This window comes from Klebsiella sp. HC6 (assembly GCF_022605325.1).
Taxonomy (GTDB): domain Bacteria; phylum Pseudomonadota; class Gammaproteobacteria; order Enterobacterales; family Enterobacteriaceae; genus Klebsiella; species Klebsiella terrigena.
Window position 1 is genome coordinate 5,754,420 of record NZ_CP093276.1, and the last position, 21,526, is coordinate 5,775,945.

At 58.5% G+C, this 21,526-nt stretch carries 18 protein-coding genes and 4 tRNA genes; 5 read left to right on the forward strand and 17 right to left on the reverse strand.

All coding sequences use genetic code 11. The features are described from left to right. Positions 1-26: 26 nt before the first annotated feature. The 6 genes from uvrD to lptM form a co-directional block, all read right to left on the reverse strand. Positions 27-2,189, reverse strand: coding sequence for a DNA helicase II (uvrD, locus tag MMW58_RS27700; protein ID WP_241722508.1), 2,163 nt, complete (start codon positions 2,187-2,189; stop codon positions 27-29). A 78-nt stretch (positions 2,190-2,267) separates the two neighbouring features. Then, positions 2,268-2,984, reverse strand: coding sequence for a 5-amino-6-(5-phospho-D-ribitylamino)uracil phosphatase YigB (yigB, locus tag MMW58_RS27705; RefSeq protein ID WP_241722509.1), 717 nt, complete (start codon positions 2,982-2,984; stop codon positions 2,268-2,270). Continuing rightward, positions 2,984-3,886, reverse strand: a complete 903-nt coding sequence (xerC, locus tag MMW58_RS27710) for a tyrosine recombinase XerC (RefSeq protein ID WP_133601421.1) — start codon at positions 3,884-3,886, stop codon at positions 2,984-2,986. The genes yigB and xerC overlap by 1 nt, the downstream gene beginning before the upstream one ends. Next, complete coding sequence (locus MMW58_RS27715; RefSeq protein WP_241722510.1) at positions 3,883-4,590, reverse strand: DUF484 domain-containing protein; 708 nt, start codon at positions 4,588-4,590, stop codon at positions 3,883-3,885. The genes xerC and MMW58_RS27715 overlap by 4 nt, the downstream gene beginning before the upstream one ends. Continuing rightward, positions 4,587-5,411: a diaminopimelate epimerase gene (gene dapF / locus MMW58_RS27720; RefSeq protein WP_123710446.1), complete on the reverse strand. Its 825-nt coding sequence runs from the start codon at positions 5,409-5,411 to the stop codon at positions 4,587-4,589. The genes MMW58_RS27715 and dapF overlap by 4 nt, the downstream gene beginning before the upstream one ends. 64 nt (positions 5,412-5,475) lie before the next feature. Then, a complete protein-coding gene (lptM, locus tag MMW58_RS27725) occupies positions 5,476-5,679 on the reverse strand; it encodes an LPS translocon maturation chaperone LptM (RefSeq protein WP_041143491.1) in 204 nt (67 codons plus the stop codon). A 138-nt stretch (positions 5,680-5,817) separates the two neighbouring features. On the opposite strand from lptM, the gene cyaY reads away from it, so the two are divergent. Then, positions 5,818-6,138: an iron donor protein CyaY gene (gene cyaY, locus MMW58_RS27730; protein WP_133601423.1), complete on the forward strand. Its 321-nt coding sequence runs from the start codon at positions 5,818-5,820 to the stop codon at positions 6,136-6,138. A gap of 83 nt (positions 6,139-6,221) precedes the next feature. On the opposite strand, the gene cyaA is transcribed toward cyaY, so the two are convergent. Then, positions 6,222-8,774 (reverse strand): class I adenylate cyclase, encoded by a 2,553-nt coding sequence (gene cyaA, locus MMW58_RS27735; RefSeq protein WP_045853607.1) that lies wholly within the window; start codon positions 8,772-8,774, stop codon positions 6,222-6,224. 348 nt (positions 8,775-9,122) lie between these two features. Between cyaA and hemC the strand changes: the two genes are divergently transcribed. From hemC to hemY, 4 genes are read left to right on the forward strand one after another with little or no spacing between them, the layout of a single operon-like run. Continuing rightward, positions 9,123-10,064: a hydroxymethylbilane synthase gene (gene hemC, locus MMW58_RS27740; RefSeq protein WP_133601424.1), complete on the forward strand. Its 942-nt coding sequence runs from the start codon at positions 9,123-9,125 to the stop codon at positions 10,062-10,064. Continuing rightward, on the forward strand, positions 10,061-10,801 hold the full coding sequence (gene hemD, locus MMW58_RS27745) for a uroporphyrinogen-III synthase (protein WP_159237866.1): 741 nt from the start codon (positions 10,061-10,063) through the stop codon (positions 10,799-10,801). Before hemC ends, hemD begins: the two co-directional genes overlap by 4 nt. 21 nt (positions 10,802-10,822) lie before the next feature. After that, positions 10,823-12,010 (forward strand): uroporphyrinogen-III C-methyltransferase, encoded by a 1,188-nt coding sequence (gene hemX, locus MMW58_RS27750; protein WP_241722511.1) that lies wholly within the window; start codon positions 10,823-10,825, stop codon positions 12,008-12,010. Positions 12,011-12,013: 3 nt separating this feature from the next. Next, on the forward strand, positions 12,014-13,210 hold the full coding sequence (gene hemY, locus MMW58_RS27755; protein ID WP_133601427.1) for a protoheme IX biogenesis protein HemY: 1,197 nt from the start codon (positions 12,014-12,016) through the stop codon (positions 13,208-13,210). A 490-nt stretch (positions 13,211-13,700) separates the two neighbouring features. Here hemY and MMW58_RS27760 read toward each other — a convergent pair. The 10 genes from MMW58_RS27760 to rffA all read right to left on the reverse strand — a co-directional run bounded on the left by MMW58_RS27760 (position 13,701) and on the right by rffA (position 21,524). Next, positions 13,701-13,777: transfer RNA gene (locus tag MMW58_RS27760), tRNA-Pro, on the reverse strand. Between the two features lie 42 nt (positions 13,778-13,819). After that, positions 13,820-13,905, reverse strand: a tRNA-Leu gene (locus tag MMW58_RS27765). A gap of 22 nt (positions 13,906-13,927) precedes the next feature. Next, positions 13,928-14,003: transfer RNA gene (locus tag MMW58_RS27770), tRNA-His, on the reverse strand. 65 nt (positions 14,004-14,068) lie between these two features. Further along, positions 14,069-14,145 (reverse strand) — tRNA-Arg (locus tag MMW58_RS27775). 102 nt (positions 14,146-14,247) lie between these two features. Next, complete coding sequence (gene thrP, locus MMW58_RS27780; RefSeq protein WP_133601428.1) at positions 14,248-15,633, reverse strand: bifunctional threonine/serine APC transporter ThrP; 1,386 nt, start codon at positions 15,631-15,633, stop codon at positions 14,248-14,250. A 337-nt stretch (positions 15,634-15,970) separates the two neighbouring features. Next, complete coding sequence (gene wecG / locus MMW58_RS27785; protein ID WP_133601429.1) at positions 15,971-16,711, reverse strand: lipopolysaccharide N-acetylmannosaminouronosyltransferase; 741 nt, start codon at positions 16,709-16,711, stop codon at positions 15,971-15,973. An 11-nt stretch (positions 16,712-16,722) separates the two neighbouring features. Further along, a complete protein-coding gene (gene wzyE / locus MMW58_RS27790) occupies positions 16,723-18,069 on the reverse strand; it encodes an ECA oligosaccharide polymerase (RefSeq protein ID WP_241722512.1) in 1,347 nt (448 codons plus the stop codon). Next, positions 18,066-19,145, reverse strand: a complete 1,080-nt coding sequence (locus MMW58_RS27795) for a TDP-N-acetylfucosamine:lipid II N-acetylfucosaminyltransferase (protein WP_241722513.1) — start codon at positions 19,143-19,145, stop codon at positions 18,066-18,068. The genes wzyE and MMW58_RS27795 overlap by 4 nt, the downstream gene beginning before the upstream one ends. Beyond that, positions 19,142-20,392, reverse strand: coding sequence for a lipid III flippase WzxE (gene wzxE, locus MMW58_RS27800; protein ID WP_159237862.1), 1,251 nt, complete (start codon positions 20,390-20,392; stop codon positions 19,142-19,144). Before wzxE ends, MMW58_RS27795 begins: the two co-directional genes overlap by 4 nt. A 1-nt stretch (position 20,393) precedes the next feature. Continuing rightward, the gene (rffA, locus tag MMW58_RS27805) at positions 20,394-21,524 is read right to left on the reverse strand and encodes a dTDP-4-amino-4,6-dideoxygalactose transaminase (RefSeq protein ID WP_133601442.1); all 1,131 of its coding nucleotides are present in this window, start codon (positions 21,522-21,524) and stop codon (positions 20,394-20,396) included. Positions 21,525-21,526 lie beyond the last annotated feature (2 nt).

The window sequence follows — 21,526 nt, forward strand, 5'->3', positions numbered from 1 at the left end:
ACAAAAAAACGATACTTTTCTTACTGTTACACTGTTTCCAGCCGCGCATAGGCCGCCACCAGCCATTTGATGCCCTGACCCTGGAAAGCCACCTGCAGACGGCTATGCTCGCCGCTGCCTTCCAGATTGACGATGGTGCCTTCGCCGAACTTCGGATGGCGCACGCGCTGGCCCAGTTTGTAGCCGGTATCGTTCTCCGCCATCGGCGTACCCATCCGCTGATGGCTCACCGGACGGCTCACCGTGGCGCGCAGGCGCACCTCTTCCACGCACGTCTCCGGCAGCTCGCCGATGAAGCGCGACGGACGATGGTAAACCTCTTTGCCGTACAGGCGACGGGTTTCGGCGTAGGTCAGGGTGAGCTTCTGCATCGCGCGGGTTACGCCCACGTAGGCAAGGCGGCGCTCCTCTTCCAGGCGCCCGCCCTCGTCGAGCGCCATCTGGCTCGGGAACATCCCCTCCTCCACGCCGACGATAAACACCTGCGGGAACTCCAGACCCTTCGCCGAGTGCAGGGTCATCAGCTGTACCGCATCCTGCCAGGTATCAGCCTGCCCTTCGCCCGCCTCCAGCGCGGCGTGAGAAAGGAACGCCTGCAGCGGCATTAAATCCTCATCTTCATCGTTGTAGCTGAACTGGCGCGTTGCCGTCACCAGCTCTTCTAAGTTCTCGATACGCGTCTGGCCTTTTTCGCCCTTCTCCTGCTCGTACATGATGCGCAGGCCGGAATCTTTAATCACCCGGTCGGTCTGGACGTGCAGCGGCATATCCGCCGTCTCCTGCGCCAGGGCGTCGATCAGCTCCATAAAGCGCTGCAGGGCGCTGGCGGCGCGGCCCGCGAGGGCTTTATCTTTCAGCAGCTCGCGGCACGCCTGCCACAGCGTCAGCTGGCGGTCGCGCGACGTTTGACGCACCACGTCCAGGGTGCGATCGCCGATGCCGCGGGTCGGCGTATTGACCACGCGCTCAAACGCCGCGTCATCGTTGCGATTGGCAATCAGGCGCAGGTAGGAGAGCGCATCTTTGATCTCCTGGCGTTCGAAGAAGCGCATGCCGCCGTAAATACGGTACGGCATGCTGGCCTGCAGCAGCGCCTCTTCCATCACGCGCGACTGGGCGTTGCTGCGGTAAAGGATGGCGCACTGCTCAAGCGCCCCGCCGTTTTCCTGCCAGGTTTTAATCCGGTTAACCACGAAACGCGCTTCGTCGAGATCGTTAAAGGCGCAGTACAGGGAGATCGGCTCGCCGTCGGCGCCGTCGGTCCACAGCTTCTTGCCCAGACGTCCGCTGTTATTTTCAATCAGGGCGTTGGCGGCGCTGAGGATATTGTTGGTTGAGCGGTAGTTCTGCTCCAGGCGAATGGTCTCGGCGCCGGGGAAATCGGTCAGGAAGCGCTGGATATTCTCAACCTGCGCGCCGCGCCAGCCGTAGATCGACTGGTCATCATCGCCGACGATCATCACCTTGCCGCTATCGCCCGCCAGCAGACGGATCCAGGCATACTGAATATTGTTGGTATCCTGGAATTCGTCGACGAGGATATTGGTAAAGCGTTCGCGGTAGTGCTGAAGAATATGCGGCTTGTTGAGCCACAGCTCGTGCGCGCGCAGCAGCAGCTCGGCAAAATCCACCAGCCCTGCGCGATCGCAGGCTTCCTGGTAGGCCTGATACACCTTCTGCCAGGTCTGCTCCACCGGATTACCGTAGCTCTGGATATGGTGCGGGCGCAGCCCCTCATCTTTTTGACTGTTGATGTACCACATCGCCTGACGCGGCGGCCACTGCTTCTCGTCGAGGTTCATCGCTTTGATCAGACGCTTCAGCAGGCGCAGCTGATCTTCGCTATCGAGGATCTGGAAATCCTGCGGCAGGTTGGCATCAAGATGGTGGGCGCGCAGCAGACGGTGCGCCAGGCCGTGGAAGGTGCCTACCCACATGCCGCCCTGGGTGGTGCCCATCAGTTGGCCGATACGATGGCGCATTTCCGCCGCCGCTTTGTTGGTAAAGGTCACCGCCATAATGGAGAACGGCGAACAGTTCTCTACGCTTATCAGCCAGGCAATGCGATGCACCAGTACGCGGGTCTTACCGCTGCCCGCTCCAGCCAGAACCAGCATATTGGTACGCGAGGCCGCGACGGCTTCACGCTGTTTATCATTAAGGCTGTCGAGCAGGTAAGAAACGTCCATTGGCACCGCCGGAAATGAGCCGCCCGGCAGCGCTTCGCCGACCGGGCATACTGTTAATATATACAGAACTAATGGTGATTATATCAGCGAGGTCAGAGATGCCAACCGCGAAATTTCAATGTGCGGCAGCAGCCGGCTGTCGGTGGTGTGCATCAGGTCAGCGCCCTGCGGCTTAATCCAGCAGGCCTGCATGCCGCAGCGGATGGAGCCCGCCACGTCGGTGGTCAGGTCATCGCCGACGTGGAGTATCTGCCCCAGCGGCAGCGCCAGGCGCTCCGCCGCCAGATGATACATATCGGCAAACGGCTTAGAACGCCCGTCAGGCCCGGCGCGCAGCACAAAGCGGAAATAGTCGCTCAGGCCGAATAGTTCCGGCTGCGCATTGCCGTTAGTCACCGCCACCAGCGGCCATTTTTCCGCCAGCGCGGCCAGGGTATCGTGGGTTTCCTGCGGTACGTCAATCAGGCTGCGCCAGTGGGCAAAGTTCGCCATCGCCGCATCGGCGCCGGATTCGGCCTGCGCGGCAGAGAGTCCGGCGTTCATCATTCCCAGCACCAGGGCCCGGCGTCGCCATTCGGTCACGTCGTGGTAAATATCCGGCTCGGTCTCCAGCAGCGTCTGGCGCAGCTGCTGCAGGTGATGGGCGTCGAACTGGCTCAGCGAAGGATGGTAGTTGCGCACGAAGGCCAGCGACTCGTGCAGCGTCCGGTCGATGACCGGGCGGTTGTCATAAAGGGTATCGTCCAGGTCAAACGTCAGGGCTGAAATCTGGCCCAGAGGTCGGTAAAAGCGCATTATTTCCCCCGTTTGGCGCGCGGATGCGCCGCATCGTACACCGAGGCAAGGTGTTGAAAGTCAAGATGGGTATAAATTTGGGTGGTGGAGAGGTTGGCATGGCCCAGCAGCTCCTGCACGCCGCGCAGATCGCCGCTCGATTCCAGCATATGCGTGGCAAAGGAGTGGCGCAGCTTGTGCGGATGAACGTGGCTGTTCAGCCCCTGCTTAATTCCCCACTCGGCAAAACGCTTTTGAACATTGCGCGCGGAGATGCGTTTGCCGAGCTTCGACAAAAACAGCGCGTCGTCATCGGTGCCGAACAGCCCGCGTAGATCCAGCCAGTGCTCGATCCACGCTACCGCGCTGCGGCCAATCGGCAGCCGACGCTCTTTACTGCCTTTCCCCATCACCCACACCTCTCCTGACTCCAGGTCGAGGTGCTTAATGTCGAGGTTCACCAGCTCAGAAAGACGCAGGCCCGCGCCGTACATCACTTCCAGCATCGCCCGGTCGCGTACCGCCAGCGGATCGTTCAGATCGATATCCAGCAGCCGGTTCACGTCATCAACGTCGATATTTTTCGGTAAATGGCGCGGTATTTTAGGCGCCGAAATCCCCTTTGCCGGGTTGGCGGTCAGCTCGCCCTGCGCCACCAGCCAGTCAAAGAAGCTGCGCAGCGCCGAGAGGCGCAGCGCCAGGCTTGCCGGGCCCAGCCCCTGTTTTCGACTCCGCACCGCCAGCCCGCGCACCTGGGCCGCATCGCACTGCTGCCAGCTTTTCAAGCCAGCGCTTTCAGCAAGCGCGATCAGCGCATCAAGCTGGCGTCGGTAGTTAAGCAGCGTAATCGGGCTAAGCTGACGCTCCACGCCAAGATAGCGCAGGAAACGGGCGACGGCGGCAAACAGAGGAGAGTCGGTCATGCGCGTTCAACCCAGCGCTCCAGCAGTCCTGGCAGCATCTGGGCTATTTCCTGCAGCAGCTGCGTGCCCTGTCCCTGCTGATAGTGCTGCGCATCGCGGCTGCTGAACAGCATAACGCCGGGCGCATCATCGCCGCCCAGCAGCGACATCGCCACCGAACCGATGGCTTTCGCTTCCGGCAGCACCACCAGCAGCTCCGGCCCGTTCAGCGGGCCGAGGTAGTGGCGCTCCTGCCTGAGACGCTGAATTCGCACGGGTTCAAAGGCCTGTCTGGTCAGCGCCAGGTGGGTGAATTTTGAGGGCACGCCGAGCCGCCAGCTGTCGGGGAACAGGCGCACCGTCGCGCCGGCCAGGCCGAGCTCGCGGGCCCAGCGATGAAAGCGATTGAGCATCTCATCGAGGCTGTCTGCCGCCGCCAGCCGCGTCTGCAGATGAAAGAGCCGCTGGAACAGGCTTTCGTTGGCCGTCGCCTGCTCCATCAGCAGCGTCATGTTCTCTTCCAGCACGTTGATATGATTACGCGCGCGGGCCATATGCCACTCGACCAGCGAAACCGTCCCCCGAACCGGGTGAGGAACCTGCATGTGCTCCACAAGAGCAGCATTACGAATAAAGAATTCAGGATGTTGCAACAGATAGTCCACCACCGCGCGGTCATCCAGCGCGCCGATCGTATCCTGCTGTTCTTCCCCGAGTTGTTTCATAGATGAATAAATCCGTCGTAGACGTGTGCCGCCGGGCCAGTCATAAACAACGGTTGGCCCGGGCCTTTCCAGGCGATATCAAGACGCCCGCCTGGTAATTCCACGCGCACTTCCTCGGCCAGCAGCCCCTGTTGGATACCGACCGCGACCGCCGCGCAGGCGCCGCTGCCGCAGGCCTGGGTCTCGCCCGCGCCGCGTTCATAGACCCGCAGGCGAATGCGATGACGCTCGACTATCTGCATAAAACCGATATTCGCGCGTTCCGGGAAGCGTTCGTGGCTTTCCATCACCGGGCCAAGCGTTTCCACCGCCGCGGTTTCCACGTCATCGACCTGGATGACGCAGTGCGGGTTCCCCATTGAGACCACGCCGCACAATACTGTCTGCTCAGCGACGCGCATAATATAGGTCTTTTCCGCTTTGTTTGCGCGGAACGGAACCTGGGACGGCTCAAAGTTCGGCTCGCCCATATTCACGCGCACCAGATCGTCTTCCGTTACGCTTAATACCATACGACCGTTCGCCGTGCTGACGCGGATATCACGTTTATTGGTCAGGCCTTTCAGACGTACAAACCGCGCAAAGCAGCGCGCGCCGTTGCCGCACTGCGACACTTCGCTGCCGTCAGCGTTAAAGATGCGGTAATGAAAATCCAGATCCGGATCGTAGGGCGGCTCGACAACCAGCAGCTGATCGAAGCCCACGCCAAGATGCCTGTCTGCCAGCCGGCGAATCAGCTCCGGAGAGAAAAAAACGTTCTGTGTTACCGCGTCAACGACCATAAAGTCGTTACCCAGGCCATGCATTTTAGAAAACTGCATCATCTGTACTCTAACTAATTTGCGTTTCAGGAGGACGGCAGGCCGTTCATCCCGGGGAGTATCGTCAGTAGTCTACCTGGGTCGGGCCACCGCTATCGCCGCGATCGTTACGATCCGGCGTCGCGCTCTGGATACCGCTATCGACCGGTTTGGTCGGCGGCGGCGCCGTTTTATCCGCCGGTGGGAAATAGAGCGGCCCCTTCAGACCACAGCCGGTGAGGCTGAAGATCGCCAGCAGAACGGCAAGCGTAGGAAAAACGTTTTTCATTGATAGTTGCCCGTGAGTCATTCTTTCTGCTTTCTATCATCGCAGGAGAAGACGTAAAAGCAAGCGTTTAGCATCCGACTGCGCGCGCTTTTGTTTCGCGCTATACTGCCGCCATCTTCAAAAAAGCAGGGTAGAACCATGAATGACAGTGAATTCCATCGCCTGGCTGACAGCCTGTGGATGACTATCGAAGAGCGCCTGGACGAGTGGGACGGCGATAGCGATATCGATTGTGAAATTAACGGCGGCGTGCTGACCATTAGCTTTGAAAACGGCAGCAAAATCATTATTAACCGTCAGGAACCGCTGCATCAGGTCTGGCTGGCTACCAAGCAGGGCGGCTACCATTTTGACCTCAAAGGCGATGAGTGGATCTGCGATCGCAGCGGCGAAGCCTTCTGGGATCTGCTGGAGCAGGCGGCAACGCATCAGGCAGGCGAAGCGGTAAGCTTCCGTTAAAGCGGGCTAGCTGGCTACGTTCATCGGTATCCCCGGTACGCTTCGCGCAGCCGGGGAGTACCTGGCGATATCAGGACGCGATATCAGGAGTAGTGCTGCTGGAGCATCGGCGACGCCGCGGCATCCTGATTGACCGGGGCCGTCACGGCGCCAATGGCCTGGCTACGGAAAGGAATGACCTGCGGCCGGCCGTCAACGTCAACGATCTGGTAGAACTGCGGCAGGTTGAAGTTGATAAAGCTGGAACCGTAGGTGAACCGATCGTGCGATGAGGAGTAGAAGCGGCTAACGTCGCGCACCAGCTCCTCTTTACTGCCTTCACAGTGATGGTAAACCTCGGCGCGGTTGCTCTCGTCGAGAATATAGATATTAAATCCGCTGTCGTTATCCGCCTCTTCAAAGAAGAACTGAATAATCCCTTCGCTGGCAAAACCATCCACCACCTGCGGCAGCCTGACGTGGTTGGTTTCTACCTGAACCGACAGGCCGTGCAGCTTGTTGTGCGAGATGGCGCCATAGAATTCAATGGCATTTTCCAGCTTCTGCACCGAGACGTTAAGACGTTCAAAGAACAGGCCCCACGTCTGTCCTGAGACGCGCAGCGCCTTGAAGCGGCCGGTGTCCTGACGGGTGCTGGAGAGGCGTAGCTCAACGCACTCGGAGACCAGCTGCTGCACGCGGGTGCGGATGAGCCCGCGCAGATGCTGGCTGTAGCAGAACACTTCAACGCTATCCGGCGGCGCGGCGTCCTGGTGCATTTTGCCCAGAATGGTCTTCAGCGCTTCGATCATCGCCTGCTCGCCGTTGAAGTGCAGGGTTCGCACTTCGTTCCACGAGTTGCGATACAGCAGGTCCACGCTGCCTATCAGGCACTTCTGCTCTTCGCCAAAGCTAAATACGTCCAGCTTGCGGAAGTCAAAATGCACCACCTGATTGCGGAACGCGGCGGTCGGATCGTACTCAAGGTTAACGATAATCGCCAGATGGCGGATTTCGCAGGGGCTATACAGCGCTTTCGGCGTAGGCGAAGGCAGACGCAGCGGGAAGTGGTGAGAAACATCGGCCACCATCTCCTGCAGCTTCGCCAGGTCGACAATGCCGTTGCCCTTAATAAACAGCCGGGTGCGCGACGTCAGCAGGCCGTTAAACCACGCCCATGCCACCAGCTTGTTCAGATAGCGGTTATATTCCAGCGGCTGATGGCTAACGATCGATTCCATATCCGGCGCGCGGTTATAGACGTACCAGCCGGTGCGGTTGGCGCGGCCCGGCGGCACGTGGATAAAGGTCAGATTCGGTTCGGAGAGATCCGGTGATATCTGCGGGTTCACCAGGGTCACTTTCCCCGGCAGCGCTTCAAACGCCGCGTACAGCTTGCGGGTCAGCACGCCAATATCCTGCGGGCTGGCGGAAACGCTGAGGTTGTTGCGACGCGCAAAACGAATCAGGTTGCGGTAGCTCTGCATCATCGCATCAAGCAGTTCGTTGTGCGCTTTGCGTACTTCGTCGATCTTCCAGTTGGCCCGGTTGTCCAGCATCGCCAGACGCTTTTCATCCCAGCCCCACTCTTTCACCAGGTGGCTCACCACCTCGCGACGCCAGCCCACGCAGGCGCGCTCGCGGCTCAGCTTTTCGCACACTTTGAGGTAGAAACATCGGCGTACCAGGTCGAGGCGCGTCTCGTCCTCGATGGCCTGCAGGTAGATCGTGACGCGTTCCAGCATCATGCAGTAGGGATCGAGACCGAAGGAAACGATCTCGCCGTCGTGCAGGCGCTGTTTAATATCTTTCGCCAGCAGGCGGTTATTGGGGTATTCCCAGGAATAGGCTTCCAGCAGCAGCGTTTTCAGCACCGCCTTATAAGGCGAATCAATGCTTTTATACAGCTGCCACAGGCTGGCGCCGAAATACTCTTCCGCCGACAGCGAGCTCAGGCCGCCGAGATCCAGCCATTCGTTCGGCGTCAGCACGCCCTGCGCGTAGAGGCTCATGACGTAATCGTCATAGTGCTCTTCTTCGTCGCACGGCACCATGTTCCACAGAATACGCTTGCCGGCAAGGCGCACGGCGGTGCGGTAGAATTCGTCCAGCAGCAGGATATGCTGCGTAGAGCCGCAGTCTTCGCCGCCCAGGCTGCCGCTTTCGTTATGGCGGAAGCGGTTCTCATCGATCAGGAAGAAGCTGACTTCCACGCCCAGCGACGCCGCCCAGCTCTCCAGCAGGCTGCATTTACGCTGCAGCAGCTGGCGTTCGTCGGTATCGAGCCAGGCCTGGTGGCAAACCCATATATCAAGGTCGGAAGAGCAGCTTTGGCCGACGGATGAGGTGCTGCCCATGGAGTAAACGCCGGTAATCGGCAGCTCGCCTTTCGGCGGCTCCTGCGTCAGCATGCCGCGGTTTAGCTCAAGCTCGTCAAGGTAGTGGCGTTGGGTTTCATCAGGCGTGTAAAGGCAAATGCCTCGGGGAACGTTACCGTCAAGGTAACCCGGCATCAACGGGTGATGATAATGTAGTAATGTCGGCAGTAGACTGTAAACCTGCTGAAAAGCGGGTCCCATGGCAGCAAGCGCGCGATCTACGCGCAGTTGGTTGATGGCATCCAGTCTCTGTTTCAGTGTCTCAATATAGAGGTACAAGACATATCGCCTGATGTTCAAAAACCCGACGTACCATAGCCAGTACCGGGTTTCAGTATTTCAACAAAAACCGTCACCATTCGTCGTCGGTGTGGTTGTGATGAACTGCTGACGGACAAATGGTTTAAAACGTGATCAATCTAACACCTTGCTGATTGACCGTAAAGAAAGATGCGCTACATACAAGTGTAGCACCGTTTACTGCGTGTAAATTCCTCTCTACGGTTCGGCAACCGGTATGCGCATAAAAGGCCAATAAAGAGATGGCCGAGGTCCTGCCCCACAAAACTGACATCCATAAGACAACAATGTTAGGATGGTTTGTGGTCGACAATGACGGTAACAAGCATGTTAGACAAAGTTTTGAAAATTGCCACAAGGCAAAGCCCACTTGCGCTATGGCAGGCGCATTATGTGAAAGAGCGCCTTGAGTCCTGCCATCCGCAGCTCAAGGTTGAACTGGTGCCAATGGTCACTCGCGGCGACGTGCTCCTTGATACACCCCTCGCAAAAGTGGGTGGCAAGGGCCTGTTTGTCAAAGAGTTAGAGCTTGCCATTATGGAAGGGCGCGCCGATATCGCCGTCCATTCTATGAAGGATGTTCCCGTCGAGTTTCCCGAGGGCCTCGGGCTGGTAACGATTTGTGAGCGAGAAGATCCGCGCGACGCTTTTGTCTCAAATCACTATGCCTCCATTGACGCGCTGCCTCAGGGCAGCATCGTTGGCACGTCAAGTTTACGCCGCCAGTGTCAGCTGGCCGCACGGCGCCCGGATCTGCAGATTCGCTCCCTGCGCGGTAACGTCGGTACCCGTTTGGGCAAACTGGATAGCGGTGAGTATGACGCGATTATTCTCGCCGCGGCGGGGCTGCTACGCCTCGGTCTCGAAGCGCGAATTCGCCAGCCGTTAAGCCCTGAACAGTCGCTGCCCGCCGTCGGCCAGGGCGCAGTCGGCATCGAGTGTCGGCTTGACGACGAATGGACGCAGGCGCTGCTGGCGCCGCTGAACCATGCGCCAACGGCAATACGTGTTCGCGCCGAGCGGGCGATGAACACCCGCCTTGAGGGCGGCTGTCAGGTGCCGATCGGCAGCTACGCCGAGCTTATTGACGGCGAGCTGTGGCTACGCGCGCTGGTCGGCGCGCCGGACGGTTCGCAGATGGTTCACGGCGAGCGCCGCGGACGCCCGGAAGACGCCGAGCGCCTTGGCGTCTCTCTGGCGGAAGAGCTGCTGGATAACGGTGCCCGGGAGATCCTGACCGCCGTTTATGCCGGAGAAGCGCCACGATGAGTATCCTGGTCACCCGTCCGCTGCCGCAGGGCGAAGAGCTGGTCAGCCGCCTGCGCGGGCTGGGACGCGTGGCCTGGAGCTTTCCACTGATTGAATTTACGCCCGGCCGCGAGCTGCACACGCTCGGCGACCGGCTGGCGGCCCTCTCCGCGGGCGATCTATTGTTCGCCCTCTCGCAGCACGCCGTGGAGTTTGCCCACGCTCGCCTGCAGCAGCAGGGCCTGCGCTGGCCGCTGGCTCCCGGCTATTTTGCCATTGGCCGCACCACGGCGCTGGCTCTGCATAAGGTCAGCGGCCACAATATTCGCTACCCATTAGATCGGGAAATCAGCGAAGTCTTGCTACAATTACCTGAATTACAAAACATTGCTGGTAAGAAGGCCCTCCTGCTTCGCGGCAATGGCGGCCGGGAACTACTCGGCGAAACGCTCCGCGAGCGCGGCGCTGATGTCACTTTTTGTGAGTGCTATCAACGTTGTGCAAAGCATTATGATGGTGCAGAAGAAGCAATGCGCTGGCAGTCTCGCGGCGTCTCCACGCTGGTCATTACCAGCGGTGAGATGCTGCAACAGCTTTGGACGCTGATCCCGCAATGGTATCGAGAACGGTGGCTCCTCCGCTGTCGCATTTTAGTTGTCAGCGAACGCCTGGCCCAGCAGGCACGGGAATTGGGCTGGCAGGATATCCAGGTTGCCGAAAGCGCCGACAACGATACGCTGCTACGCGCATTACAATAACTCTCAACATTGGAAGCCATAATGACGGAACAACAAAATCAATCCGCCGTGGTTGAAGAGACCAGGGAGGCCGTGGAAAAGACGCCACAGCCAGAGAAAACCGGGAAGGAAAAGGGCGGGAATAAAACCAGTCTTGTTTTGAGCGCGGTCGCTATCGCGATTGCCCTCGCCGCCGGCGTGGGTCTGTACAGCGTGCACAAGCAGCAGCTATCCCGACAGAACGCGGCCAGCTCAGCGTTATCCGCTCAGATTGCGGCCCTGCAAAAATCGCAGGAAGGCCAAAAAACCGAACTCGAAGGTATCATCAGGCAGCAGGCTGACCAGCTGACCGCGGCCAAAAGTCAGCAGGATGCGCTGGCGAAGCAGCTGGAAGAAGTGCAGCAGAAAGTGGCCGTTATCTCCGGCAGCGACGCTAAAACCTGGCTGCTGGCGCAGGCCGATTTCCTGGTGAAAGTTGCCGGACGCAAGCTGTGGAGCGATCAGGACGTCACCACCGCCGCCGCGCTGCTCAAAAGCGCCGATGCCAGCCTCGCCGACATGAACGACCCCAGCCTGATTGGCGCCCGCCGCGCCATCACCGACGATATCGCCTCGCTCTCGGCGGTAAGCCAGGTCGACTACGACGGCATCATTCTCAAAGTGAATCAGCTCGCTAATCAGATAGACAACCTGCGTCTGGCGGATAATAACGACGACGACTCGCCGATGGATTCCGACAGCGAAGAGCTGTCCAGCTCCATCGGCGAGTGGCGTATTAACCTGCAGAAAAGCTGGCAGAGTTTTATGGACAGCTTTATCACCATCCGCCGCCGCGATGAAACGGCAGTGCCGCTGCTGGCACCGAACCAGGACGTCTACCTGCGCGAGAATATTCGCTCCCGCCTGCTGGTCGCCGCGCAGGCGGTTCCGCGCCACCAGGAAGAGACCTACAAGCAGGCTCTGGAAAACGTATCGACCTGGGTTCGCGCCTATTACGATACTGACGATGCCACCACCAAAGCCTTCCTTGAGGAGGTCGATAAGCTGAGCCAGCAGAGCATCACCATGAGCGTACCGGAAAATCTGCAGAGTCAGGCAATACTCGAGAAACTGATGCAGACGCGAGTACGTAACCTGATGGCACAACCCGCCGTCGCGCAGAGCGGTGCTCCGGCTCCTGCCCCGACGCCAGCCGTGCCGGCACCAGCCCCTGCGCCACAAGGAGAGTAACGCATGTTGAAAATTCTCTTACTCTTCGCACTGCTGATCGCCGGGATCGTTATCGGTCCGATCATTTCCGGCCATCAGGGCTATGTGCTGATCCAAACCGATAACTACAACATTGAAACCAGCGTTACCGGCCTGGCGATCGTACTGATCCTCACAATGGTGGTGCTGTTTGCCATTGAATGGCTGCTGCGGCGTATTTTTCGCACCAGCGCCCATACCCGCGGCTGGTTCGTAGGTCGTAAACGCCGCCGCGCGCGCAAGCAAACCGAGCAGGCGCTGCTAAAACTGGCGGAAGGCGACTACCAGCAGGTTGAAAAGCTGATGGCCAAAAATGCCGATCACGCCGAGCAGCCGGTGGTTAACTATCTTCTGGCGGCGGAAGCGGCTCAGCAGCGCGGCGATGAAGCCCGCGCCAATCAGCATCTTGAGCGCGCAACGGAGCTGGCCGGAGACGATCTGATCCCGGTCGAGATTGCCCGCGTGCGCCTGCAGCTGGCGCGCAATGAAAATCATGCGGCGCGCCACGGTATTGATAAGCTGCTGGAAATCACTCCCCGACATCCTGAAGTCCTGCGTCTGGCGGAACAGGCCTACACCCGCACCGGCGCGTGGCACTCGCTGCTGGATATCATCCCGTCCATGGCAAAAGCCAACGTCAACGATGAAGAGCATCGCGCCGCGCTCGAGCAGCAGGCGTGGATCGGTTTAATGGATAAGACGCTGGCCGATCGGGGCAGCGAAGGCCTGCGCGAATGGTGGAAAAACCAAAGCCGTAAAACGCGTGGCCAGGTCGCGCTGCAGGTGGCGATGGCGAATCTGCTCATTGAGAGCGATGACCACGATACCGCGCAGCAGATTATTATCGACGGCCTGAAAAAGCAGTATGACGATCGTCTGGTGATGCTTATCCCGCGCCTGAAGACCAATAATCCGGAACAGCTGGAAAAAGTGCTGCGCCAGCAGATCAAAACCGTCGGCGATCGTCCGCTGCTGTGGAGTACGCTGGGGCAATCGCTGATGCGCCATGGCGAATGGCAGGAGGCCAGCATCGCGTTCCGCGCCGCCCTGAAGCAGCGCCCGGATGCGTTTGACTACGCCTGGCTGGCGGATACGCTCGACCGCCTGCACCAGCCGGAAGAGGCCGCCACTCTGCGCCGCGACGGCCTGCTGCTAACCCTGCAGAACAATACGCCGCAGTAGCCGTCCCAGCCGCTGTCGCCTCATCAGGGGCGACAGCGCTCTTCTCGCCGCGCCCCTTCTCTGTTTATCCCCTGCCCTTTTCTTACCGGTCCCTGAAAGAAAAAAACGCCCGCACTGATAATCAGGGCGGGCGTTAAAACAGGTCTGTTTGACAACAAATTGGGTGCTTCACTCAACGTCGTGTCCATGGTGTTTGATGAGACCAGATAATGGCGACATCTGTCAGTGGACGATAAGCACCGTAAACGGCTCTGCGTCATTCCTGAGTTTATGAGGCACTAAGGCGAACATAAGAGATGGAATGAGCATCTACCCGTTTATTATCGCACAGGTTCTGTGGAGATGACATCTCCCCCGATGGTGAATTGGGAGTTTTCTGGACAAATAATGGCGGTAGAAGCAGGGAGTTTTTATTTTTTAAATCAGGAAGATACGAGGATTTTTTGCAATATCAGAAAACAAAAAACCCCGCCGAAGCGGGGTTCAAAATTGGTCGGCGAGAGAGGATTCGAACCTCCGACCCACTGGTCCCAAACCAGTTGCGCTACCAAGCTGCGCTACTCGCCGATATACTGCTTTTTGAATTTTTAGTTCAATTCTTTAAAGTCGTGGTGCGAGGGGGGGGACTCGAACCCCCACATCCTAAGGACACTAACACCTGAAGCTAGCGCGTCTACCAATTCCGCCACCTTCGCAATTCACAACTCTATCAAATAATGGGGTGGCTAATGGGATTCGAACCCACGACAACTGGAATCACAATCCAGGGCTCTACCAACTGAGCTATAGCCACCACTACAAATCTTTTCACGCGGCAATGTCTAAAACATTCCACCGCAGCTCAAGCACCGGGTTAAATGGTGCGCCCGACAGGATTCGAACCTGAGACCTCTGCCTCCGGAGGGCAGCGCTCTATCCAGCTGAGCTACGGGCGCTTAGCGCCGTTGCGGGGTCGGATATTACGGACTTCCCCCCCCGCTGTCTAGTGCCTTTTTAAATAAAATTTCCGTTTGCTCACACTTTATGCGCTTTGCTGCTTATTCAGCCGCTTTATCGACATTTCCATGCCGCCCGAGGCCAAAAACCTTATAAATAAGGGTAACCAGGGCCAGAAAAAGAATTCCGACAAACAGCGACATCCGGGTATCTTCGTTAAAACCCATGCCGATCAGCACGCAAACCAGAAACGCCATCGTAATATAGTTCGCCCATGGGAAGAGCAGCGAGCGGAACGGGTGGCTGGCCATCGCCTCCTGATGCGCGCGGCGAAAACGCAGCTGGCTAATCAGGATCACAAACCACGGCACCATACCCGGCAGCACGCTGGCGCTGTAGACGTAGACGAACACCCGCTGCGGATTGGGAATAATATAGTTCAGGCAGGAGCCCACCAGCAGGATCAGGATCGACAGCGCGACGCCGACCGCCGGTACGCCGCTGCGGGAGACCTTGCCGACTGCCGCCGGCAGCTGGCGGTTTTTTGCCAGCGCGTAGAGCATGCGGCCACAGCTGTACATTCCGCTATTGCAGCCGGAAAGCGCGGCCGTCAGAACCACAAAGTTGATAATGCCCGCCGCAGCGGTGATGCCAATCTTCGCAAAGGTCAGTACGAACGGGCTGCCGCCGGAGCCAATCTGATTCCACGGGAAGATAGTCACAATGACGAAAATGGCGCCTACGTAAAAAATAAGGATACGCCACAGAACTTTGCCGACCGCGCTGCGCAGGGTCACCTGCGGATTCTTCGCTTCTCCGGCGGTAATACCGATAAGCTCAACGCCCTGGTAGGAGGCAACAACAATACAGAGCGCGGTCAGGAAGCCCTTCCAGCCGCCGGCAAAGAAGCCGCCGTGTTCGGTCAGGTTGCCAAAGCCGATAGAGTGCCCGCCGTTACCAAAGCCAAAGAAAATCACCCCCAGCCCGACCACAATCATCACGATGATGGTCGTGACCTTAATCATCGCAAACCAGAACTCGATCTCGCCGTACAGGCGTACCGCCGCCAGATTCGCCAACGCCACCAGCCCAACGGCAATCAGGGCCGGTATCCACTGCGCCATCTCAGGGAACCAGAACTGGACGTAAACCCCGATGGCCGTAATCTCCGATATCCCTACCGCCATCCACATAAACCAGTAGGACCAGGCGGTCAAATAGCCGAAGAACGGGCTCATATAGCGGTGAGCGTAAACGGCGAACGAGCCGGTTACCGGTTCGAGGAACAGCATCTCCCCCATCGAACGCATGATAAAGAAGACAAATAAGCCCGCAATAATATACGCCAGCAGGACCGACGGGCCGGCCCACTTCAGCGTACTCGCCGATCCCATAAATAAACCGACGCCAATCGTACCGCCAAGGGCGATTAGCTCAATGTGCCTGGCCTCCAGCCCGCGCTGAAGTTCCGCTTTTTTCTCAGTCATATACCCTCTTGTGTTTGCCCTGCTCCGGGTTTTACTCGTTCCCCGCCGAACGGCCTCGCTATTGGCAGCACGCACCCATCCCTCCGTCATCATGATGGATGTCGGAAAGTTAGCTGATAAGCCGCCTTGATGCCCTTCTGAAGGTCCCGCGCATATACCGGTTATTTTTATAAATGTGTGAAAGGAAATAGCCCTGCCTGCACGCCGGCAAAGAGTGCCGGCGCGCATTAAGCATGCGAATGGTTAATTAATTTTGCCGAAATGGCAAATAAAGTATCAGCCAGGTGAATACATTACACAGAATATGTGTGAAAACTCGCCGGTTTGCAGTGGAATATTAGAGCTGACCGGTATAATACCAACGTAAATATCGCAGCAGCCTGATCTGTCTTTTAATCCGGCTCGGCTGTGATATCAAACGATAGAACCACTCCAGCCCCATGTTCTGCCAGAACCTGGGGGCCCGGTGAACGTGGCCGGTAAATACGTCGTAGGTGCCGCCCACGCCCATATAGAGCGCCTGCGGATAAACCCGCCGGCAGTCGCGCATCAGGATCTCCTGGCGCGGTGAACCCATCGCCACGGTGACAATCCTGGCCCCGCTGTCGCGGACGCGCTCAAACAGCGCCTGGCGGTGGTCGGCGGAGAAATAGCCGTCCTGGCTGCCGACGATGTTAACATTCCAGCGCTGGCGCAGCTGCGTACAGGTCTGGGCCAGCACCTCCGGCTTGCCGCCGATCAGAAAGACCGGCGTGCCCTGGGCTCCGGCGCGCTCCATCAGGGCTTCCCACAGGTCGGCCCCCGCCACGCGCGATACCTGGGCCTGAGGATATTTTTTACGTAATGAACGCACCACGCTAATACCGTCGGCATATTTAAATTCTGCCGCTTCAATCAGCGCCCGAACCTCGGGATCGTCCTCGACTGCCAGCATCTTTTCGGCGTTGATCGCCACCAGCGTACCCTGACGAATGGCGCCGTCAGCGTAGAGAAAATCCAGTGCGTGCTGCATGTCGCGCCACCCGATGAGCTGTAAACCTCTCAGCAGATACAACGGCGCGGAAGTACTCTCAGACATGTTAATCCTTATCAGACCTGAGGTTGCGAAAGCGGTTTGGTCCGCTTATGAATCAGTCCTACGCTATCCAGGAACCAGTACAGCAACTTCGCCGCCAGCAGGCAGATACCAAAGATCACGAGGAAAAACACCACGCGAGAGCCGAAAGAATCCAGCCCTTCGCGTGCCAGCACGATCATATTGAAGATAGCGCCAAAACAGAAACTATGCAGAATGGCCGCCTTGTAGCGGTTGTTCTCCCGGTTGCCAAGCTCATACAGCCAGTCAAACCACTTAATAATCAGCCCGACCGCGACCGCCCCAAGCGGAACAAACCACACTCCGCCCATCACCACCAGCGAACCAATCAGCGTGGGCGAGATAGCCAGCCCGGAGTGATTATTCAGCACTTCCCAGGTGAAGTAGTTGGCAGTATTCAGAACCATCGAAGGCCGGCCGTGCCACATCCAGCTGGGGATAAAGACGTAGAAATCCCTGATCATCGGCGCCAGCCCCTGGAACGCTATCTTATCGTAGTTCTGCAGCAGCAGCGCCAGGTTCTCCCACGGCGAGAAGGTATCGCGGGTCAGGTACAGGAAGGTATAAAACGCCTCATCGCCGCTGACGTTCATCCCGTAACGCTTCAGGGCCAGCCAGAACATACCGACGATACCCAGCACGCCGGCCGCAGCCAGCATCCACAGGCTTATCCAGCCGCGAATAATGCCGATAAACAGGAAGATGGCGAAGGCGATAATGATGTTCGCCCGCGTGCCGCCGACGATAGCGTAGGTCAGCAGACCAAAGGCGGTGGTGCTGATAAGGAAGAAAATCCACGCCTTATAGTCCTGGCGCAGGAAGTAGACCACCAGCATCGCCGGAATAAAGAAATAGAAAAAGCGCTTCAGCGCCACGCCGGACACTTCGCTGGAGAAGATCTGGCTATAGGAGTTGAGCCTGAACAGCAGGAATCCGTTGTGGGCAAAGAAAATGCCGACGCACAGCAGCGCAACGGCCAGCAGAATCATCCATGCCAGATGGGTCTCCACGCGGTTCATGGTGAACAGCGGACGGCGCTGGCGATCGTGCGCGGACGAACGCAGCCGCGTTTTGTAGGTGACGTAATACACCGCGTAAAAGCACACCGACACCAGCAGGGTTTCCAGCAGCACTTCCGGCGGCGCAACGCTGACGTCAAAGCGGAAGACCAGAATGCTGGTCAGCGGGAAGCCGAAGAAGAAAGTCAGCAGAAACAGCAGCGAAAAGAAGACGTTGAAGTTAAAGCGCACCCGGCGAAACTCAAAATACGTGGCGGTGGCAATAAACAGCGACGACAGCAGCCAGACCACCAGCAGCCCGCTAAATTGCATTAATGTCATGCGCTCACCCCCGAGGCAATCTGCAATGCCCGCTGCCAGCCCGTCAGGTAGTTTGGCCGGAAGAAAGCAATCTGGTTCTTATCAACGTTCGCCAGCTGACGTTGGGCCTCGCGTACCACGGCAACATCCAGGGTATCGCCGGTAAACAGTACCGGAATATTCTGCTCCGTCATATCCTGCCAGAACGGATTCTCCCGATTCAGGACGCAGGGAATACCCGCCTGAATCAGCAGGCACAGCGTACCGATCCCCTGCTGGCGGGCAAAGAGAAAATAGCCCAGATCGCAGCGGCGCAGCAGCGCCAGGTAATCGTTGAATTCCAGCCTGTCGCTGAGCACCTGTAAATTCCCGGCGCTAAACAACGCCGCGCCCGCCGCGCGCACTTCGCTAATATATTCCGCATTGTTGGCCGGATAGCCCATCGGGACGATCACGTTTACCGTATCGCCAAACTGCTGATGAATAGCGCGCAGCGCCGCAATATGTTCATTGCTGCGATCGCCGGAGTTGCCTACCAGAATGGTCAGCGCTTCGGCGCGCGGGGCGCTATCCGCCAGCGTATTCAGCGCCGGATCCATCCGGGTCGGGAAATAGAGCAGCTCTCCCGCCACCTTTGGGTGGCGGCGGGCAAACCAGCTCAGGTCGCCGCGGGTGGCGAAAACGCGCCCCACGCGCCCCTGCGCCATACGGCGCAGCGGATAGAAAAGCCGGAACTTCAGGCTGGACGAATTCTCATACAGATCGGCGCCCCAGATATGCCAGTTGAACTGGGAAGGGCGAATTCCACCGCCGAGCAGCGCCAGCCACAGGCCGGTATTGAACTGACCGTGGAAGAAAAAGCGCTGGCGCCGATCCGCTTTCGCCGCGGAGATGACCGCCTGCGCCAGCGATTTCTTTCCGGGATAACAGGTGATGGATAGCGCCGGATACGCCTCGCGGACGCCCGCTGCTTCACCGACCACCATAAACCTGCGCGCCTGCTCGTCGCCGGCGGCCAGCTCGTCATTAAAGAACCGCAGAACGGTCTGATTGTGGTGCGGAATATCCGATCCCAGTACGTGTATCAGTGCTGTCATGCCCGTTTACGCCAAAGTAAAAACACGCCGCTACAAAGGGCGAAATAAACAATATACGTAGCCATATACGCCTGCGCTGCGCCAACTGCGCCGTGCGCCGGAATAAGCCAGTGTGAGAAGGCGGTCAACAGCGTGAACTGGCTGATTTCCGTCAGAATATAAAAACGCAGTGATGCTTTGGCGATCACCAGGTAGCCGTAAACATAGGCTCCGACCTTAAGGACGTCGCCCACCAGCTGCCAGGCAAACAGGTCACGCATCGCCGTAAAGCGTTCGGAAAACAGCAGCCAGATGGCAAAGTCGCGCAGTAGCCAGACGGTCAGGCTTGCCGCCGCCACCGCCGGCAGGACAAATTTTAACGATTTGCCGATCTCGCGGGTAATATCCGCTTTGGCGGTTAGCCGGGAGAGCGTAGGCAGCAAATAGACGCTGAACGACGCGGTAATGAACTGCAGATAGGCGTCGGAAATACTGCTCACCCCCTGCCAGATCCCCACCGCCTCCCAGCCGTAATGCTCCGCCAGCAGGTTACGCATCATCACGTAAGCGACCGGCAGCGTTACCGAGGTAATCAGCGCCATCAGGGTAAATTTTGACAGCTGCCCCGCCAGGCCGTTATCCCAGCGCGGGCGCAGCGCGCTAAGCGGGATACTCCCCCGCCGCCACAACACGATAGCCGCCGGAACCACCACCAGCGCGGGAACCAGCGCCAGCCCTAGCAGCGCACCCTGATAGCCGCCGAAATGGTAACAGGCATAGTATGCCACCACGCCGATCAGGCTACCGGCAATCAGCGATACCGCGTTCCCCGCCGCATCGCGGAAGCCTTTTATCAGCGCCAGCAGAAAGTTAGCCCAGGCAATGCCCATCTGCACCAGCGCTACCAGCCGCACCAGCCCCTGGTACTGCGTATGACCAAACAGCCCCTGGCTAATCGGCGCCGCGGCGAGTAAAAAGATAATCGCCAGCAGCGTCGAAAAGCCCAGCACCATCGAAGAGGAGGTGCCGACTACCTTATCCAACTGCCGGCGATCGTCATGATGCTGCGCCACCAGCTTGGTTACGCCGTTGAAAATACCGGCGCCGGCGAGGACGCCAAGCACGGTGACCAGCTGGCGAAAGTTACCGGCCTGACCTACGCCCGCCGGCCCGAAGGAGACGGCCAGCAGCTTAACCACCAGCAGTCCGGCACCGATTTTGACCAGGGTGGACGCCGCGGTCCACAGGGAAGCTTTTGCCAGCGACATATCAGGAGAAGTAGCTCAGCAGCGAGTTAATCACCGTCCGCTGGTTAACCGACGACAGATTGTAGAATAGCGGCAGACGCAGCAGGCGCTCGCTCTCCTGGGTGGTAAAACGGTCTTCGCCGCGGAACTCGCCGAAGTTCTCCCCTGCCGGGCAGCTGTGCAGCGGGATATAGTGGAAGACGGCGAGAATCTCGGCCTCTTTCAGCCACGCGATCAGCCTGCTGCGGTCGTCGATATCCCGCAGCTTGATATAGAACATATGCGCGTTGTGCCCGCAGTCAGCAGGGACAATCGGCAGCTCGATGCGCCCGGCGCGCGCCAGCGGCAGCAGCGCGTCGTAATAGCTCTGCCACAGCGTCAGGCGCTGCTGATTAATTTTCTCCGCCGCTTCCAGCTGCGCCCACAGATAGGCGGCCTGCAGGTCGGACATCAGATAGCTGGAGCCGATATCGCGCCAGGTGTACTTATCCACCAGTCCGCGGAAGAACTGGCTGCGGTTGGTGCCTTTTTCACGAATGATTTCCGCGCGCTCGACCAGCTGGCGATCGTTGATCAGCGTCGCCCCGCCTTCGCCGCCGGCGGTATAGTTTTTGGTTTCATGGAAGCTAAAGCAGCCGATGTGCCCGATGGTTCCGAGCGCGCGCCCTTTGTAGGTCGACATGACGCCCTGAGCGGCATCCTCCACCACGAACAGGTTGTGCCTGCTGGCAATGGCCATGATGGTGTCCATCTCGCAGGCAACGCCGGCATAGTGAACCGGCACAATCGCCCGGGTCTTCTCAGTAATGGCGGCTTCGATCAGCGTTTCATCGATATTCATGGTATCGCGGCGGATATCGACAAAGACAATTTTGGCTCCGCGCAGCACAAAGGCGTTGGCGGTAGAGACGAAGGTATAGCTCGGCATAATGACTTCGTCGCCCGGCTGGATATCCAGCAGCAGCGCCGCCATCTCCAGCGAAGCGGTACAGGACGGGGTCAGCAGCGCTTTTACCGTGCCGAAGCGCTGCTCCATCCACTGCTGGCAGCGGCGGGTAAATCCGCCGTCGCCGCACAGCTTGCCGCTGCCCATCGCAGACTGCATATAATCAAGCTCGGTTCCCACCACCGGCGGCGCGTTAAATGGAATCATCA